Raw genomic sequence first — 17,631 nt, 5'->3', positions numbered from 1 at the left:
GCCGGCGCGAGATAGCTGGACAAGCGGGGCCGGACTAGGCCTTTGGTCGGTCCGCAAGGTCGCAGCCCCGATCACGTTCGCGTTTTGACGGCTCGGAAACTTCATCATAAAGCCAATTCAGGCGCTAAACGGTAACCAGTAACCGAAATTGCGTACCTGTGGACTCGCAATAGTTGCGGGAAGCCCCTAAATCGCCCTCGCAGGGACGGCCAAGCGGCCCGGAACCAAAAATCAATAAACGGCATTAGCAGAGACACAGGGCCGACGAGGCAGATAACACTATGATGGAACAGCAGAATTTCGCGCCTTCCCGGGCCGTTTCCGCCCGTTCCGTCGCGCGGCCAGCCCGTATGGCCAAGCCAAGCCCCGCGAGTGTGGAGGTTTTGGCCCGTGAAATGGGCCTGAAGCTTGGAGATCAGTCTGAGCTGACGATCCGCCGGCTCAAGCGCGGAAAATCTTATTCCTTCGTCAGGGCCAACGGCACCCCGATCAAGCATATCGGGACGATCAAGCGGCTGAACTCCATGGCAGTGCCCCCGGCCTATGCCGAGGTCCGCTATGCCGCTGATCCTACGTCGCATTTGCAGGCCGTAGGCCGCGACGCGGCCGGCCGCCTGCAATACCGCTATCACTCGGATTGGGAGAAGGTCCGCGAGCAACGCAAGGCGCATCGGCTGGCGAAGCTTGTGGCGGCACTGCCGAAGATCCGCCGCAACGTCTCGGCGCTTCTGGCAGGCGACGAGCCGACGCGTGAGTTCGCGCTCGCCGCTGTCATCGAACTCGTCACGCGCACCGCGATCCGTGCCGGCAATGAGAGCTATATGAAGCTGTCGGGCACCCGCGGCGCTACAACGCTGATGAAGTCGAACGTGCAGCTCGAAGACGATTGCATCGTGCTCACCTTCAAGGCCAAGGGCGGCAAGGCAGTGCGCAAGGAGTCCAATGCGTCGAAGCTCGTCCGCGCGATTGGTATCCTGCACGACGTGCCGGGCAAACGCCTGTTCCAGTATCGCGATAATGCTGGCCGCATTCACAAGGTCAACACGGCAGCAGTGAACGCCTTCCTGCGCGATATCGCCGGCATCAAGATTTCACTGAAGGATTTCCGCACTCTGATGGCGTCGGCGACGGTGGCTGAAACCTTGTCACGGATAGAGCCGGCAGCCAGTGAGCGCGGACGCAGGAAGCAGGTGCTCGAAGCCGTGCGGTCGGCGGCGGACGAATTGCAGAACACGGCGGCGATCTGCCGCAAGAGCTATGTGCACGATACCATCGTCACCGCCTTCGAGGACGGCGTCCTCGCGCGCATCGCCGCGACGCAAACGGGCTATCGCTCGCAATCGAAGCGCGAGCAGCTTCTGGCGCAGGTGGTGGCTGAGGCGGGGTAGTTAGGCCAGCGTCCACACCGCCGTGTTCTTGATCTCTGCATCTTCAAGATCGCACGTCACGGGCACTCTGTATTCCGCGAGCTTGCGCAACTTGTCTTTCGGCAGATAGCTGCGGCCGGGGTCGCCGATCAGGACCGTTGCACCGCGCGCCGCTTGCTCTGAAAGAAATGCAAAGGCGCGCTCTGCGGTGTCGCGTTCGTAGAAAATATCGCCTGCCAGAATCGTTTGTGCGGTCGGGACAGATGAGCCGCCGAGCAGATCGTCACCGCGAGCATTGATCGTAACGCCATTTTCAGCCGCGTTCAGTGCGATGGCCGTGCGCGCAAAGGCGTCGATGTCATAGGCGAAGACGCTGCTTGCCCCGGCTTTCATCGCGGCGATAGCCACCAGCCCCGATCCTGTTGCGAAATCGATGATGGTCTTTTCAGCAACATGCCCGGGATGATCGATAACAAAGCGCGCCAGTGCCTGTCCGCCGGCCCAGGCGAAGGCCCAGAACGGTGGCGGCAGTCCGGCTTCGCCGAGTTCTTCCTCAGTCTTGCTCCACAGCGGTACGGCCTCGTCGGCTGTGTGCAGCACAATGTTCGGCACCAGTGGCACCGGTCGCAGGCGCGTATTGGCGCGGATGAAAGCTACGGGATCAGTGATTGCAAGATTGGCCGCGCCGTCGGCGCTCACAATCCGCCCATTTTGCAGAGCAGCTTCCATTCCTCGGCAGTGATCGGCGGCACCGACAGGCGGGACTGCTTCAGGATCGCGACGTCAGCAAGCTTCGGCTCAGCCTTGATTGCCGCTAGCGACACCGGCTTTGGCAGGTCTTGCACGGCCTTGACGTCGACGCAGACCCAGGGCGTTCCCGGCTCGGCGGTGGGATCGGGATGATGCTCCCTGATGACCTCGGCGATACCCACGATCTCCTTGCCGATATTCGAATGATAGAAGAAGGCGCGGTCGCCCTTCTTCATCTTCATCATGTTCAGCTTGGCGGTGTGGTTACGGATGCCGGTCCATTCGGTGCCCTTGGCACCGGCCTTTTTCTGCTCGTCCCACGACCAGGCGTCGGGCTCCGATTTGATCAGCCAATAGGCCATGCCTGCTATCCTTTATAGTCTGATATCGATGGGCGTCCCCGGTGCGACCCGTGCCCAGATGTCCTCAATTTCGCGATTTGTCACGGCGACGCAACCATCCGTCCAGTCGCGGAGTAGATGGAGCTTGCCGAGCCAGCTCATGCCGTTGCGCAGGCCGTGGATCATAATGTCGCCGCCCGGCGCCACGCCTTGCTGTCGCGCGCTCTCGCTGTCTTCAGTATTCGGATAGGAGACATGGAGCGCAAGGTGAAAGCGGCTGCGGCCGTTCTTGGAATCGATGACGTAGCGTCCTTGGGGCGTGCGCCCGTCCCCTTCACGCGTCTTGTGGCCGGCCGGCGTGGAGCCCAGCGACACCGGATAGGTCGCGAGCACGGTGCCGCCGCGCGATAGCGTCAGCGTACGGGCACTCTTGTCGACGGTGATGAGATCGGCTCGCTCTTCTGCCGCGACCAGTTCGGGAAGTCGGCGATTGAGCTGCAGGAAGTCCCAACCGACGAAAAATGCACCCGCTGACAGCAGGAGCATCGCAGCGGCCAGCACATAGTTCCGAACCGACAGACTCATCCTTCTGCCTTGAATGGCCGTGTCAGCAGGCCATAGATTGCCTGATCGATGGTTGCCTGGCCAGCCAGAATTGCCGCCACGGCTTTTGCCACCGGCATATCGACGCCCTTCGATGTCGCAAGCTCGATCAGCACCGGTGCCGTGAACTCACCTTCGGCAAGTTTGCCAGGCGCCGGCTGCTCACCGCGGCCGAGTGCCACGCCGAGTGAAAAATTGCGCGACTGCGCGCTCGAACAGCTCAGGATCAGGTCGCCCAATCCTGACAGGCCCGACAGCGTCTCGGTGCGCGCGCCGCATGCGATGCCTAGTCGCAGTAATTCGCTGAAGCCGCGCGTTGTGAGTGCTGCAAGGGCCGACGCGCCGAGCTGCTTGCCGGCGACGATACCCGCCGCAATCGCCAGCACGTTCTTCGCCGCGCCGCCGATCTCGACGCCGCGCACATCGGTGGAGTGATAGGGACGGAACGTCGCCGAACCCAGGGCCTGCACGAGTGCGACAGCGATATCCTCGTCGGTGCAAGCGAGCGTCACGGCCGTGGGCAAGCCAGCCGCGACATCGTCAGCGAAATTCGGTCCCGACAGAATGGCAGGGATCGCCTGCGGTGCGACGTCGGCGATGACTTCCGTCATGAATTTGTGGCTGCCGCGCTCGATGCCCTTGGCGCAGGCGACCACCGGAACGCCTGCCGGCAATTGCGGCGCGAGCGCCGTCAATGCCTCGCGCAACTGTTGCGACGGGACGGCGAGCAGAATGATATCGGCGCGTACCGCCAGCGAAAGATCGGCGGTGACGAAGACAGAGTCATCGATGGCAGCGCCGGGCAGTCGCGGATTGGCGCGCGACGACTGCATCAGTTCGGCCGCTATAGCCGAGCGTGCATAAAGCACGGTTTCGCGGCCGGCGCGCGCGGCGACATCGGCCAGCGCCGTGCCGTAAGCACCAGCGCCGATCACCGCCACAGAGTTGAAGTCGGTCATGGTATTTCCGTCAGTAAGCCGCGCGGGATTTGGAATGGCCCGCCGGCGCCTTGGCGTCAGCATCGAGCAGCCAGCGCGCGCGGGGCGGCGCTTCCATCGTGTCGGTGAGTCCCAGCGCAAGGCGCTCTGCGCCGGCCCAGGCGATCATCGCGCCGTTGTCGGTGCAGAGTGCCGGCGGCGGGATGATCAGCGTGGTCTGCGCTTTTGCGGCGACGGCCTGCAGCGCGCCGCGGATCGCCTGGTTGGAGGCGACACCCCCGGCCGCGACCAGCGCGTGCGGCGGGCCGAATTGGTCTTCGAACAATCTGAGGCCGACGCTCAATCGATCCGCCGTCGATTCCAGAGCCGCCGCCTGGAAGCTGGCGCAGAGATCCGCGATGTCCTGCTCTTCCAGCGGGATCAGCCGGCTGGCCTCGTTGCGTACCGCAGTCTTGAGACCGGAGAGCGAAAAATTCGCATCGGGCCGGCCAAGCATCGGCCGCGGAAAGGCAAAGCGCTTGGGATCGCCACCGGCAGCGGCCCGCTCCACTTGCGGCCCGCCGGGATACGGCAGGCCGAGCATCTTGGCGACCTTGTCGAAGGCTTCGCCCATGGCGTCATCGACGGTGGTCCCAAGCCGGACATAATGGCCGACGCCGAGCACCGCGACGATCTGGGTATGACCGCCGGAAACGAGAAACAGGCAATACGGAAACGCCAAGGCAGTGGTCAGCCGCGGCGTCAGCGCATGGGCTTCGAGATGATTCACGGCCACCAGCGGGGTGTCATGCACCATGGCTATGGCTTTTGCGGTGGTGAGACCAACAATGACGCCGCCAATCAGGCCGGGTCCGGCGGCTGCGGCCACACCGCTCAGTTGAGCGAAATTGACGTCGGCGTCCTTCATGGCGCGGCCGACGATGCCGTCAAGCAAGTCGATATGGGCGCGCGCGGCGATCTCGGGCACCACGCCGCCATAGGGCGCATGGTCGTTGATCTGCGAATGGACGATATTGGACAGGATCTTGCCGCTGCCGTCGGGCTGGCGTTCGATAACGGCGGCCGCGGTCTCATCGCAGGTCGTCTCGATTCCCAGCACCAGCATCGGTTGGTCGGTGGTCACTATCGGTCCTTGCTAAATCAGCCAAATCCGGGCTTTTCCTGTCCCCGGCGTAGCATTGCGGGGTTGCAAGGTGCAATCACTCGATGCCCTGCGTGGCATGCGAGACCCCCGAAACCGGACCTCAGATATGGCTATTCTCGTCACTCGCCCGCAGCCGGACACTACCAGCACCGCCGCCGCCTTGCGCGCGCGGGGCTTCGAGGTGCTGGTGGCGCCGATGCTGCGCTTCGAAAAGGTGATGCTGTCCATCGATTCGGATGCGGATTTCGGCGCGGTGATCGTGACGTCGTCCAATGCGCTACGCGCACTCGCCGATCAGCCGGTGCAAGCGACCCTGCTTCACCTGCCGCTGTTCGCGGTCGGTGACCGGACCGCAGAGGCCGCGCGCGATCTCGGCTTTGCCAAGGTCGTGTCCGCCGAAGGTGATGCTGCGGCGCTGCGGGACCTATTGACGGAGAGCAGCAAGAGCAAGCTGTTGAACAAGACCCGCCCGCTCCTTTATCTGGCCGGCGCCGATCTTGCGCGGGATCTCGCTGGCGAACTCGGTGCGCGTGGTTTCACGGTGGTGACACAAACCACCTACCGGATGATGCCGGTGGCCGATCTGCCGGATGATGTTGCTGCGGCCTTCGTGGCCGGCAGGATCGAGGCCGTGCTGCATTATTCGCGGCGGAGCGCGCGGGCATTCTTCCAGGCGGTGGGCTTATCGGGCGTCGAGATCGCTGCCCTCGCAGTTCCACACTATTGCCTTTCAGCTGCGGTCGGTACGATTGCGCATGATGCCGGAGCCAGCCAGGTCGTGGTGGCGCAGACTCCGGACGAAAATGCCCTGTTCGCGGCGCTGGACCGTGCCATCGCGCCATTATCGCGTTAAGACTGCTGTGACCAAATCCCGGTAGGGATCGGGCATGTCACGAGGGAACCGACGCCATGGCCGACGATAATGAGACGGGATCGTCTCCGGATGCCGGTCGGCCCAAGCGGCCGCCGCCAACCATCGAATTGACGGCTGCCGAGGTCACCGAGCGTCCGGCTGCAGCGGAGCCTGCGGTACCGGAAACAGCATCGGAGTCCGTCGATACCGCACCGTCGGACATGCCGCCGTCCGAGCCCGCCGCGGAGGCTGCGGTTGAAAAGCAGGCGCCCGTCTCGCCTGCGCGTGCACCTGTCCTGGTTCCCGCCGCCGTTGGCGCGGTTGCCGGTGCGCTTGTCGCCGGAATTGCATGGTTCGGCCTGAGCGGCATTGCATCGAGCGATAAGGCAGATGTCGATGCGCTGACCTCTCGCATTGCGCAGATCGAAGCGCGCCCGGTCGCTGCGCCGGATACGGGGCTGGCAATGCGGATCGATACGCTCGAGAAATCCATCGCGGGATTGCGCGGCGATCTCACTGCCGCGAAGACGCAATCGGATCGTGTCGTCGCCGACATCAATCAACTCAAATCCGCGCCGCGCACCGCGACTGGCGTGGTCGATCTAGGGCCGATCAACGAGCGGCTTGGGCAGATCGAACGTGCCGCCAGCGAGCTGAAGTCTTCGGCCGCGCAACAGAATGCCAAGCCCGTCGATGATACCGCCTTGCGCCGTGTCGTTGCGGCGTCGTTGCTCGATACGTCGGTGCGTCAAGGTGAGCCCTTTGCGACGGCGCTTGCGGCGGTCAAACCGCTTGCCGGCAATGCCAATCAGCTGAAGCCGCTCGATGCGTTTGCAACGACGGGCGTACCAAACACAGTCGCGCTCAGCCGTGAACTGCTTGCAGTGTTACCGAAGCTCACACCCGCTCCGGCGGACACGCCTGCGGTAGGCGCAGGTTTCATGGATCGTCTGCAGGCCGGTGCGGCCAAGCTGGTGCGCATCGAGCGCACCGATGCTGTCGGCGCAGGTAGCGACAGCGGCGCTGTGTCACGCGCGTCTGCGGCTGCGCGCAGCAACGATATCGCCACGGCCAGGCGTGAGTTGCTGACGCTGTCGCCAGCGGATCGTGCCGTGGTTCAGCCCTGGCTCGATAGAGTCGATATGCGCGATGCAGCGCTGGCGGCTTCACGTCAATTCGCAGCCGACGCGATGGCGGCGCTTTCCAAACCAGCGCCATAGGAATCCGATGTTCCGCATTATTCTGTTTCTTGTGTTGATAGCACTTGCGGCCGCTGGCGCCGCCTGGGTCGCCGATCAGCCCGGCGATGTCGTGATATCCTGGGGCGTCTGGCGCGCTTCGCCGTCGGTGCCGGTGTTTGTGCTGGTGCTCGGCCTGACAATCGTCGCGGTGGTGTTCGCCTGGTCGCTCCTGCGTGGTTTGTGGGGCGCGCCGAAGCGAATGCGCCGTCGCCGACATGAAAAGCGTCAGGCGCGCGGGCGTCAGGCCATCACCCATGGTCTGCTGGCGATCGGGCAGGGCGATGGCCACGCCGCGCGGCGTCATGCCGATATCGCCAAGCGTTTGACGGCTGACGATCCGCTCGCTCTGTTGCTGCATGCCCAGTCCGCCCAGCTCGATGGCGATCGCGCAGGTGCGCATCGTGCGTTTCAAGCGATGGCCGAGCGTGGCGATACGCGATTGTTGGGTCTGCGCGGTCTGTTCATCGAGGCGCAGCGCAGCGACGATCCCGTCGCCGCCGTGACGATTGCCGAAGAAGCGCTGAAACTGTCGCCGGCATCGACATGGGCGTCGCAAGCCGTTCTTGGCTTCCGCTGCGCGCAGAGCGATTGGACCGGCGCGCTGAAAATCCTCGACAACAATTTTGCCTCTGGCCTGATCGATCGCGCGGCGTTTCGTCGGCAGCGCGGCGTGCTGCTCACCGCGCGTGCGCTGGAGCTTGAGACACAAGATCGCGATCTGTCCCGCGACAGCGTGACCGAGGCGATCAAGCTTGCGCCAACTTTGGTGCCGGCCGCCGTTCTCGCCAGCCGATTTCAGAGCGAGGCGCATCAGACCCGTCGGGCAATGAAGATCATCGAGACGGCGTGGCTGGCGCAGCCGCATCCGGATCTCGCCGATGCCTATGCCCATGTGAAGCTCGGCGATTCTGCGCGGCAGCGGCTGGTGCGCGTCGAGACGCTGGCATCGAAGGCGCCAGGCCATATCGAAGGCGCGCTGGCGATCGCCCGCGCCGCCATCGACGCCGCCGAATTCACGCGCGCCCGTGAAGCACTGGCGCCGTTCACGACCGACTCCACCCAGCGCGTTGCGATGCTGATGGCGGAAATCGAACGTACCGAACATGGCGACAGCGGCCGTGCCCGCGCCTGGACATTGCGTGCCGTGCGCGCGTTGCATGATCCGGTCTGGACCGCCGACGGCTATGTGTCCGATCGCTGGCGGCCGGTATCGCCGGTCACCGGACGGATCGATGCGTTCCAGTGGCAGACGCCGTTGGCCGCGCTGCCGTCGGACAGGGCCTCGACGATCGAGACCGAGATTTTGCGCGAGACCGTCTTGGCCCCGCCGCCCGCGGTGCCCAAACCCGTGGTGCCCGTGCCGGTCGAAGTCACACCCTCCGCGCCGGCTCAGGATCTGGCGGCGGAACCTGAAGTATCAGCACAGCCCGAACCGGTGGCCGATGCCGCGCCCGAGCCCGCCGAGGCGCCGCCGCTCCCGAAACCGGCCCCTGCGCCGCCACCGCTGTTCCGCGACCGCAGCGATATCGCCAGCGCAGCGAAGCCCGCCGTGGCTATTCCGGCCGTCATTCCCATCGTCCGGCCCCCGGACGATCCCGGCGTGGACGAGGCCGACGATTATCGCGATGAATTCGCTGAACTGAATGCTGGCCAGCAACAGGGCGGTTGGCGTGGCTTTCTGCGCCGTTGGGGCGGCTAACACCCCTGATTCAGGCCGAAATGGCCGATTTCGGCGGGTGGGTTCGCTCAGCTTTTCGGTCGCCGGAAACGTCTCGGCTTCTTGCAAAGCGGAGCCCCGGGCGATATCAGATGCCCCAGCGTTTTCGGCCGAAAAGCCGAATCGCCGCTTGGTTCGCCGCAATAGCTCAGTTGGTAGAGCACGTCATTCGTAATGACGGGGTCACAGGTTCGAGTCCTGTTTGCGGCACCAATTGCGCTCCGGCGCGATCCGTTTCAGTCGCAACAGTCAGTCGCAGCTTTGGTGCCTTACGCGGCGGTGGCAGGCATTTCCAAGTCGGCCCAGATCTTGGCGAAATAGGCCTGGAAGGCAGCGTCGGTGCGCAGCGCTACGGGATCGCGGCCTGCTTTGGGCAGATCGATGACATGCAGCGCCCGCACGGTCGCCGGGCGTGCGCTGAGCACCAGAACGCGGTCGGCCATGGCGATGGCTTCGCCGATGTCATGGGTGACCAGAATGGCGCTCTTGCCGTTTTCGGCGATGATGCGTGATACGTCGGCCTGCAGCAGCAGCCGGGTCTGGAAATCCAGCGCCGAGAACGGCTCATCCAGCAGGATCACCTGCGGATCGAATGCCAGTGTGCGCATGATGGCCACGCGCTGGCGCATGCCGCCTGACAAGGTTGCGGGCTTGGCATGTTCGAAACCGGCCAGGCCGTAGGCGCGGATCAGTTTCATGGCGATGTCGCGCGACGTCTGCCGCGGCGCGCCGCGCACTTCCAAACCGAGCATCACATTGTCGATGACGGAACGCCACGGCAGCAACAGATCCTTCTGAAGCATGTAGCCGACATGCCCTGCAGCATCGTCGACGCGGATGCCTGCGACCTCCACATGGCCGCGGGTCGGTTTCAGCAAACCGGCGATGACATTGAACAATGTGGACTTGCCGCAGCCGGACGGGCCGACGATCGCCAGCGTCTCGCCCTGCCGCAGCTCGAAGCTGACGTCGCGGATGGCTTCGACATACTGCTTGCCGCTTCCGAATGATGCGCCGACCTGTTCGGCCTTGAGTACGGCGGATGTGGTCGAGGTCGGTGTTGCGAGTTGCGTCATAGCGTTCATGCGTCCACCTCGCTGCAGAAGCCGAGCAGCATGTCATTGAAAACATCGGGTATCACGGCGGTGAAGGCATGGGCGCCCCATTCCACTTCGCGAACGCGCGCGCCCGGAATGGCGGCAGCCAGTTGTTGCGAGAGATAGGCCGGCACCAAGCTGTCGTCCCGCGATGAGGCCAGCAGTGTCGGCGTTGCAATGGTCGCGAGAGCGTCGCCGGGGTCGAAGGCGAGAAACATATCAATGCGCGCGTTCATCGTCGCCGCTGTCGGGAAGTGCGCGAGGATGCGCTCTTCTTCCGCGTCGAGCTGCGCGGCATTGTCGGAAATCCATCGCGGCGGATAGAGAAACAGTGGCTGCGCACGCACATAGGCTTTCGGGCCGGACTGATTCAGGATCTGTTTGCGCACTTCGAAACAGCGCCGCAGGAACGGATCGGCGCGACCCCAGCCGTTCACCACTACCAGGCTGCGCAAGCGCGCGGGGTCGCGCAGGGCAAGTTCAATTCCGACGATGCCGCCGATGGCATGGCCCACCACATGTGCATTGCTGACACCGGCATGGTCGAGCACATGCGCGATGTCGTCGGCCATGCCCGAGATTGATCGTGGCGGCGCGGTGTTATCAGCGCTGCGGCCGGTGCCGACGTGGTCGTAGAGGATGACCTGGTGGCGCTGCGCGAGTGCTGCGACCTGCGGCGCCCAGAACGATCCGCTGCCGCCCATGCCGGCCGACATGAGGATCGCCGTTCCGTGTCCATGAGTTTCGTAATAGATGTCGGCGTCACCGCCGCTTGCATAGGGCATGGGTTGTCTTGCGGGTTCGAGCGATGGAAAGTCAGAAGCGCAGGCGGCGTTCGAGAATGTCGATCGCGCCGTACATCAGTAGCGCCACGGCCATGAGCGCGGCGATGCCGACCCACACGGCGTTCAAATCGTAGAGCACGCCGGCATAATAGATCATGTAGCCGAGGCCCTCTTTCGAGGCGATGTATTCGCCGACGACTGCGCCGATCAGCGCGAAGCCGACATTGAGACGGAAGGCGGACACGATCCACGGCATGGCGCCCGGAATGACGACAGTACGCCAGGTCTTCCATCGGCTGGCACCGAGCGAGCGCATCAACTTGATCAGGTCGCTATCGACTTCCTTGGCGCCCTGTTGCGCGGTGATCACCGCGACGATGAAGGTAATGATGGCGGCGATGGCGATCTTCGACGAGATGCCGATTCCGAACCACACGATAATCAAGGGTGCGAGTGCGATCTTCGGCAAGCCGTTGAGCGCGATGAGATAGGGGCGCAGCACCGCCGCGCTGGTGGGAAACAGCCAGAGCAGCAGCCCGACGGCGCTGCCGGCAATAGTGCCGATCAGGAATCCGGCGATGGCTTCCCAGGCAGTCAGCGCAGCATCGCGCAGGAGTTCTCCGTTGGCGATCAGAATAGAGGCCTTGGCGAAGATGCCGCTTGGCCGTCCGTAGAGATAGACCGCGATCCATTTGAAGCTGATCGCAATTTCCCAGGCAGCAAGTAACAGAGCTAGCAGTGCCACTTGCAGCAGCGCGATCCGCAGGACCGGCGGCATCAGCCGCCGCGCGACATTGGCTTGGGTGGCTTCGATGGTCGTCACATCAAGCTCGCTTGTGTGCGATCGACGCGATCTCGACGAGGCAATCCGGTTTCACCAGTCCGCACTGGATGCAGTAGCGAGCCGGCTTCTCGCCGGGGAAGTATTCGGCATAGACCTTATTGACGGCGCCGTAATTGGCCCAATCGGTTACGAAGATGGAGTTGAAGGTGACATCGGCCATCGTGGCGCCTGCGGCAGTCAGCACGCTCTTGATCGTCTCAAGGATGTGCCGGGTCTGCGCCGCCGCATCGCCGACATGAACGACGTCGTTGTTCTTGTCGAAGGCCAGCGTGCCGGACACATAGATCACGCCGTCGGCCATCATGCCGGGCGAGTAAGGTGCGAGCGGCGGATGAGTGCCGGGCGGAATAATCGCGCGATCTGTCATGGGATCCTCAGGCTTTCGTGGAGGTTTCAGTCTGCGCGAATGCGCGGCGGAAATCGGCCGTGCTGGAAACCCAGCCGAAGAAGGTTTCGATGTTGAAGACAGCCGCCTTCTGGACGTAGTCGGGGCCGGCCTGATGCGTCGCGTCTTCGAGCATCACGCCGAAATATTCGAGATGGAAGCCGTCGCGCAGAGTCGATTCCACGCAAACATTGGTGGCAACTCCGCAGAAGACGAGATTGCGGATGCCGCGCGCGCGCAGGATGCTGTCGAACTGGCTGTTGAAGAAGCCGCTGTAGCGCGGCTTCGGTACCACGATGTCGCCGGGCTGCGGCTGGAGTTCATCGACGAGCGCGTAGTCCCAGCCACCCTTGGCGAGCAGGCTGCCTTGCAATTCCGGGCGCGCGCGCATGGTCTTGAGTGCGTTCGATTTGTGCCAGTTCGGGGAGCCCGGACCGCCGGCCTCGACATAGTCGGCGTCCCAGCCGTTCTGGAAATAGATCACAGTGACGCCGGCCTCGCGCGCGACCTCCAGCGTCTCCTTGACGGCCACGATCGCTGCCTTGGCGCCGGTCACGTCGAAGCCCGCGAGATCCAGATAGCCGTTCGGCGACGCGTAGGCGTTCTGCATGTCGACCACGATGACTGCGGTCTCCTCGACCGCGAGCCGCAACGGCTCGGGGCGTGCGGGCAAGGTGACGTAGCGCCGTTCAGGCGGAAAGCTGGTTGAGACCGACATCACGCCAATCCGAATTCTTTGGTCGCTTTCTCGGCGAAGCGATTGTCGACCATTTGTGCATAGGGAAGCGTCGTTGAGACTGCGCCGCCGCCTTGTTCCAGCAACATCGCGCGATCCCATTCCTCGGCGGAGATGGTGGGGTTTTTCGGGATAGCCGTCTTGCTGCCAAAGAAGTTCTTCGTCGCATTTCCGACCACCGACGGCGAGACTTTCGGAAAGTACTTCTCTGCGACCTCGGTGAAGACAGCATTGTTCTCGTGCATCATCTTCTGCGCCTCGGCGATGGCGTTACAGAAGCCTTGCACCGCCTCCGGGTTGGAGGCGATCACGTCTTCGGTGGCCATGGCCGTCGTGAAACACAGCGGACCAAGCAGATCGGCGAATGATAGCGACGGTACGAGGCCAAACTGTTCGGCGCCGATGCTGATATCCCATTCGAATGCGGTGGCGATGTCGGCACGGCCATCCTTGACGGCTGCGGCCTGGGCGCCCGGTGGCAATTCCAGGAAGGTGACGCCCGCTTCCTTGGGGTCGAACTTGCCGACCGTCTTCATCGCGTAAGTCGGGACCTGGATCGTCGAGGACGGAAATTTCAGCGTCGCGATGGTCTTGCCGCGGAGATCATCGATGGTGGTGATCTTGGTGTCCGGGCGGGTCATTCCCCACATCGATACGCCGCCGACGATCTTGGCGATATTCTTGAGCTTGCCGCCTTCACGCGTGGCGTTGACGGACATGCCAGGGCTGGTGACGCCGATCTGGCCGCGGCCGGACAGCAGGATCGGCACCGGCAGGGCGATGCCGCCCGCGGTCGACAGATCGGTGTCGAGGCCATGTTTGGCGAACAGGCCCTTATCGGCGGCGACATAGAGCGAGGCATACATGCCGAGCCGGATGGCCTCGGACACCAGAACCTTGCGGCCGGCGGCAAAGGCCGGGCCTCCCAGGCCTGCGAACGGTGCCGTTGCGGCGCCGATGAGCGAATATTTGATTAGGTTGCGCCTGTCGATCATGCCTCTGTCCCTCGCCGCCATTGCCGATGTCAGATGGTACGCTGCATAGTTTTTAGCCGCAGCGCGTTTTCGCATAAAATTCTTGCACCCGTTAATTTCATTAACAAGTCGGGAAAAACAGATATATTTATCTGTAATGCTTATGAATATTGACCTCCGGCAACTCCGTGCCTTCGCCGAGGTGGTTCAGGCTGGCAGCTTCAGCCGGGCTGCGCGGAAACTTGGCGTTTCCCAGTCCGCCCTCAGCCAGGCCGTTCGCCAGCTCGAGGACGAGCTGCAGGTCCGGCTGCTGGACCGGACGACGCGCAGCGTTCAACTCAGCAAGGTCGGTGCCGAATTCCTGCCGGGGATCCAGCGCCTGCTGGCGGATCTCGATCACCAAATTCAGGATTTACGCGATCTGCGCGAGCATCGCCGCGGCCATGTTACGGTGGCCTGCGTGCCGTCGGTGGCGTTGCGTCTGATGCCGGTGGTGTTGGCGAACTTCCAGCGCGAATATCCCATGGTGAGCGTGACGCTCAAGGAAGTGTCACGGCATCAGATCATTGCCGGGCTGCGCAGCGGCGACGCCGAGCTCGGCATCGCCAATGTGCCGGGTGAGGATGCGGATCTTGACGCGACGAAGCTGCTGACGGATCGTTTTGCGCTGGTGATGCGGCGGGATCATCAGCTGGCGTCACAAAGCACCGTGAACTGGATGGACGGCGTCGCTGCAGGCATGATCGCAATGGCGACCGGCACCGGGATCCGGTTGGAAATGGAACGCGGTCTGCAGGAACTGGGGCGTAGCAACCCGCTGCATGAGGCCGAACACCCGGCGACCCTGCTCGCCATGGTCGAGGCCGGCGTCGGCGTGGCGCCATTGCCAGGTCTGGCGTTGCCGGCGACGGACCACCCCGTGCTGACCTTCCGCAGGCTGCTTGATCCGGTCATCGAGCGCGATCTGTATCTGATCCGTCGCGTCGGGCGTGACCTGTCGCCGGCCGGTCGCGCGCTTTACCGCGGTATCCAGCTCGTGGCGCAATCGATCCGCGAGCGCACAGCGGCAGGATGGTAGCGAACACGCTTTGACCTTGCTCCCGTGAGTCCCTATTTTGGGGTCGTGAATTCCCATTCCGCCCATTTGAGCCCGCCATGACCGCCTCGCTGAAAGCCATCGACGGATCGGCTGATCTGCCTGTCCTGATGAACGACCTCGCCCGGAGCGCCCGTGCGGCTGCGCGTGCGTTGGCGGTGGCCCCAACGGAACAGAAGAACCGGGCGCTTGCGGCCATGGAGCGCGCGATCCGTGCCGGTGTGCCTGCGATTCTGGCGGCCAATGCCGAGGATGTCGCCGAGGCGCGCGCCAATGGCGCCACATCGGCCTTTATCGATCGGCTGACCCTGACCGAGGCGCGCGTGCACGCGATGGCGGATGGCATCCGCGTCATCCATGACATCGCCGATCCCGTCGGCGCCGTCACCGAGAGCTGGCAGCGGCCGAATGGCATGACCATCGAGCGCGTGCGGGTGCCGCTCGGCGTCGTTGCGGTGATTTTCGAGAGCCGTCCGAATGTCGCGGCGGATGCCGGCGTGCTGTGTCTGAAGTCCGGAAATGCCGTGATCCTGCGCGGCGGCTCGGACAGTTTCCGCTCCTGTCGTGCAATTCATGAATGTCTGGTGCAGGGCCTGCGTGAAGTCGGTCTGCCTGAGGCCGCGATTACGCTTGTGCCGACGCGCGATCGTGCGGCGGTTGGCTTGCTGCTCACCGGCCTCAATGGCGGCGTCGATGTGATCGTGCCGCGCGGCGGCAAGAGCCTGGTCGCGCGTGTCGAGGCCGAAGCGCGGGTGCCGGTATTTGCGCATCTCGAAGGCGTCAATCACACCTATGTCGATCGTACCGCGAAGCTCGATATGGCGAAATCGATCGTGCTGAATGCGAAGATGCGCCGTCCCGGTGTCTGCGGCGCGACGGAAACGCTGCTGATCGACCGCGCGGTGGCAGGTACGCATCTCAAGCCGCTGGTGGAAATGCTGATCGATGCCGGCTGCGAGGTGCGCGGTGACGCTGCCGTGCAGCAGGCCGATGCGCGCGTCAAGCCTGCAACGGACGAGGACTGGGACACCGAATACGAAGATGCGATCATCTCGGCCAGGGTCGTCGATGGTGTCGATGATGCGCTCGCGCATATTCGCGATCACGGCTCGCATCACACCGATGCGATCGTCACCGAGGACGTCGCGGTGGCCACGAAGTTTCTCAACGAAGTGGATTCGGCGATTGTACTGCATAACGCCTCGACGCAGTTTGCCGATGGCGGTGAATTCGGCTTCGGTGCCGAAATCGGAATCGCCACCGGCAAATTCCATGCGCGCGGCCCGGTCGGCGCCGAGCAGCTCACCAGTTTCAAATATCGCATTCACGGCACCGGACAGACCCGGCCGTGATGATGTGCGTTTCGGCGCGTGGAGACTGAATTGGATTTGCATTCAGTCCCGCCGGCGCAGGGCATACCGCCACATAGTCCCGGGATGCGGATCGGTCTGCTTGGCGGATCGTTCAATCCGCCGCATGCCGCGCATCGGGCCATCAGCCTGTTCGCGATGAAACGGCTGCAGCTGGATCGCGTCTGGTGGCTGGTGTCGCCGGGCAATCCGCTGAAGGATCAACGCAATCTGCACGATCTCGCCGAGCGCGCGGCGGCTGCGAAAGCGATGGCCGATCACCCGCGCATCGATATCACCTGTCTCGAGAGTGTCATCGGTACGCGCTATACCGTCGACACCATCAGCTACCTCCGACGTCGATGTTCGCAAGCACGATTTGTCTGGATCATGGGTGCCGACAATCTCGCCCAGTTTCATCGCTGGGAGAGCTGGCAGGTGATTGCCGGAGAGGTTCCCTTTGCGGTCATGGACCGGCCGCCGCAGAGCTTTCAGGGACTGGCGTCGACCGCCGCCCAGGCCCTCGGCCGTTACCGGATACCGGAGCAGGACGCTGGGTCATTGGCCGACCTGAAGCCCCCCGCATGGGTATTTTTGACCGGTTTGAAGCTGAATCTGTCCTCCACCCGGCTGCGGAACCCGGATGGCAGCTGGAAGACGTAATTCCACAACACTCGCCCGATAAGTGCTATAGGGCGGGCGCTGGAATATTGAATCCGGCATTCCCACATGCATACTTGATCTCACCGGGCGTCGGATTCGGCGTCCCAATACAGTGAAAGGAATGGTCCTCTGGCCACTTCTGTATTGTCCAAGACGGGCGCCAAGAAAGCCCCGTCAAAGGTTGCCCCACCCAAGAAGTCCGCTTCGGTAAAGAAGGCTGCCGCGCCTAAAAAGGCTGCCGCAACCGCAAAGCCGAAGGCTGCAGCCAAGACACCCGCTGCTGCAAAAGCTGCACCGAAGGCTGTCATTCCGAAGAAGGTTGCTTCGCCCAAGGCAAAGAAATCAGCTGCGGCGGTGCGCGATAGCGCGACCGAAACGCTCAATCTCGTTCTCGCCCGGCTTGACGACATGAAGGCCGAGGAAACGGTGACCATCGACCTGCGCGGCAAGTCGGCTTTCTCCGATTACATGGTTGTGACCACCGGCCGGTCGAACCGCCATGTCGGCGCGGTGGCCGAAAATGTCGCCAAAGGTCTCAAGGAAGCCGGTCAGAAGAAGCTGCATGTCGAAGGCCTGTCCAATTGCGATTGGGTGCTGATCGATACCGGCGAAGTCATCCTGCATGTCTTCCGGCCTGAAGTTCGCGAATTCTACAATCTGGAACGTTTGTGGACGCAGAGCCCGTCGGATGAACCGCGGATCGATCTGAAGGCTGTTTGAGCCAGCGGGAATTCGGCAACGGCGCGAC

General features: G+C 63.3%; 19 protein-coding genes and 1 tRNA gene. 9 read left to right on the top strand and 11 right to left on the bottom strand.

All coding sequences use genetic code 11. The features are described from left to right. Positions 1 to 281: 281 nt before the first annotated feature. Complete coding sequence (locus AB8B20_RS20330) at positions 282 to 1,388, top strand: DNA topoisomerase IB (protein ID WP_089263196.1); 1,107 nt, start codon at positions 282 to 284, stop codon at positions 1,386 to 1,388. Here AB8B20_RS20330 and AB8B20_RS20325 read toward each other — a convergent pair whose 3' ends face one another. From AB8B20_RS20325 to tsaD, 5 genes are read right to left on the bottom strand one after another with little or no spacing between them, the layout of a single operon-like run. Then, positions 1,389 to 2,096, bottom strand: coding sequence for a class I SAM-dependent methyltransferase (locus AB8B20_RS20325; RefSeq protein WP_439074170.1), 708 nt, complete (start codon positions 2,094 to 2,096; stop codon positions 1,389 to 1,391). Continuing rightward, positions 2,063 to 2,479, bottom strand: a complete 417-nt coding sequence (locus AB8B20_RS20320; RefSeq protein ID WP_439074171.1) for an EVE domain-containing protein — start codon at positions 2,477 to 2,479, stop codon at positions 2,063 to 2,065. The genes AB8B20_RS20325 and AB8B20_RS20320 overlap by 34 nt, the downstream gene beginning before the upstream one ends. 12 nt (positions 2,480 to 2,491) lie before the next feature. Further along, positions 2,492 to 3,043 carry a L,D-transpeptidase family protein gene (locus AB8B20_RS20315; RefSeq protein WP_439074172.1) on the bottom strand — a complete coding sequence of 184 codons (552 nt, stop codon included), beginning with the start codon at positions 3,041 to 3,043 and terminating at the stop codon, positions 2,492 to 2,494. Then, positions 3,040 to 4,020 (bottom strand): NAD(P)H-dependent glycerol-3-phosphate dehydrogenase, encoded by a 981-nt coding sequence (locus tag AB8B20_RS20310; RefSeq protein ID WP_439074173.1) that lies wholly within the window; start codon positions 4,018 to 4,020, stop codon positions 3,040 to 3,042. The genes AB8B20_RS20315 and AB8B20_RS20310 overlap by 4 nt, the downstream gene beginning before the upstream one ends. Positions 4,021 to 4,030: 10 nt before the next feature. Then, entirely contained in the window at positions 4,031 to 5,104 is a 1,074-nt protein-coding gene (tsaD, locus tag AB8B20_RS20305; RefSeq protein WP_439074984.1) for a tRNA (adenosine(37)-N6)-threonylcarbamoyltransferase complex transferase subunit TsaD, read from the bottom strand. Between the two features lie 145 nt (positions 5,105 to 5,249). Between tsaD and AB8B20_RS20300 the strand changes: the two genes are divergently transcribed. The 4 genes from AB8B20_RS20300 (at position 5,250) to AB8B20_RS20285 (ending at position 9,167) form a co-directional block, all read left to right on the top strand. After that, positions 5,250 to 5,996, top strand: a complete 747-nt coding sequence (locus tag AB8B20_RS20300; RefSeq protein ID WP_439074174.1) for a uroporphyrinogen-III synthase — start codon at positions 5,250 to 5,252, stop codon at positions 5,994 to 5,996. 56 nt (positions 5,997 to 6,052) lie between these two features. Beyond that, entirely contained in the window at positions 6,053 to 7,216 is a 1,164-nt protein-coding gene (locus AB8B20_RS20295; protein ID WP_439074175.1) for a COG4223 family protein, read from the top strand. Between the two features lie 7 nt (positions 7,217 to 7,223). Beyond that, a complete protein-coding gene (locus AB8B20_RS20290; protein WP_439074176.1) occupies positions 7,224 to 8,936 on the top strand; it encodes a heme biosynthesis protein HemY in 1,713 nt (570 codons plus the stop codon). 155 nt (positions 8,937 to 9,091) lie between these two features. Then, a tRNA-Thr gene (locus tag AB8B20_RS20285) sits at positions 9,092 to 9,167 on the top strand. A 56-nt stretch (positions 9,168 to 9,223) separates the two neighbouring features. On the opposite strand, the gene AB8B20_RS20280 is transcribed toward AB8B20_RS20285, so the two are convergent. The 6 genes from AB8B20_RS20280 to AB8B20_RS20255 are packed head-to-tail and all read right to left on the bottom strand — an operon-like array spanning position 9,224 to position 13,796. Further along, positions 9,224 to 10,039: an ABC transporter ATP-binding protein gene (locus tag AB8B20_RS20280; RefSeq protein ID WP_439074177.1), complete on the bottom strand. Its 816-nt coding sequence runs from the start codon at positions 10,037 to 10,039 to the stop codon at positions 9,224 to 9,226. Then, positions 10,036 to 10,836, bottom strand: a complete 801-nt coding sequence (rutD, locus tag AB8B20_RS20275) for a pyrimidine utilization protein D (RefSeq protein ID WP_439074178.1) — start codon at positions 10,834 to 10,836, stop codon at positions 10,036 to 10,038. The genes AB8B20_RS20280 and rutD overlap by 4 nt, the downstream gene beginning before the upstream one ends. A gap of 31 nt (positions 10,837 to 10,867) precedes the next feature. Further along, on the bottom strand, positions 10,868 to 11,659 hold the full coding sequence (locus AB8B20_RS20270; protein ID WP_089263216.1) for an ABC transporter permease: 792 nt from the start codon (positions 11,657 to 11,659) through the stop codon (positions 10,868 to 10,870). Position 11,660: 1 nt separating this feature from the next. Next, positions 11,661 to 12,047, bottom strand: a complete 387-nt coding sequence (gene rutC / locus AB8B20_RS20265) for a pyrimidine utilization protein C (RefSeq protein WP_093757765.1) — start codon at positions 12,045 to 12,047, stop codon at positions 11,661 to 11,663. Between the two features lie 7 nt (positions 12,048 to 12,054). Beyond that, positions 12,055 to 12,783 (bottom strand): pyrimidine utilization protein B, encoded by a 729-nt coding sequence (gene rutB / locus AB8B20_RS20260; RefSeq protein WP_089263220.1) that lies wholly within the window; start codon positions 12,781 to 12,783, stop codon positions 12,055 to 12,057. After that, positions 12,783 to 13,796: an ABC transporter substrate-binding protein gene (locus AB8B20_RS20255; RefSeq protein ID WP_439074179.1), complete on the bottom strand. Its 1,014-nt coding sequence runs from the start codon at positions 13,794 to 13,796 to the stop codon at positions 12,783 to 12,785. Before AB8B20_RS20255 ends, rutB begins: the two co-directional genes overlap by 1 nt. An 82-nt stretch (positions 13,797 to 13,878) precedes the next feature. On the opposite strand from AB8B20_RS20255, the gene AB8B20_RS20250 reads away from it, so the two are divergent. From AB8B20_RS20250 to rsfS, 4 genes are all read left to right on the top strand, one after another. Beyond that, complete coding sequence (locus AB8B20_RS20250) at positions 13,879 to 14,853, top strand: LysR family transcriptional regulator (RefSeq protein WP_175369300.1); 975 nt, start codon at positions 13,879 to 13,881, stop codon at positions 14,851 to 14,853. A 77-nt stretch (positions 14,854 to 14,930) separates the two neighbouring features. Continuing rightward, the gene (locus AB8B20_RS20245) at positions 14,931 to 16,223 is read left to right on the top strand and encodes a glutamate-5-semialdehyde dehydrogenase (RefSeq protein ID WP_439074180.1); all 1,293 of its coding nucleotides are present in this window, start codon (positions 14,931 to 14,933) and stop codon (positions 16,221 to 16,223) included. 30 nt (positions 16,224 to 16,253) lie between these two features. Beyond that, positions 16,254 to 16,883: a nicotinate-nucleotide adenylyltransferase gene (locus AB8B20_RS20240; protein WP_439074181.1), complete on the top strand. Its 630-nt coding sequence runs from the start codon at positions 16,254 to 16,256 to the stop codon at positions 16,881 to 16,883. Between the two features lie 306 nt (positions 16,884 to 17,189). Then, positions 17,190 to 17,603: a ribosome silencing factor gene (gene rsfS, locus AB8B20_RS20235; RefSeq protein WP_068730459.1), complete on the top strand. Its 414-nt coding sequence runs from the start codon at positions 17,190 to 17,192 to the stop codon at positions 17,601 to 17,603. Positions 17,604 to 17,631 lie beyond the last annotated feature (28 nt).

Source organism: Tardiphaga sp. 866_E4_N1_4 (genome assembly GCF_052076075.1).
Taxonomy (GTDB): Bacteria; Pseudomonadota; Alphaproteobacteria; order Rhizobiales; family Xanthobacteraceae; genus Tardiphaga; species Tardiphaga robiniae.
Note: the sequence above shows the minus strand (reverse complement) of the source record. Positions and strands in the feature narration are given on the sequence as shown.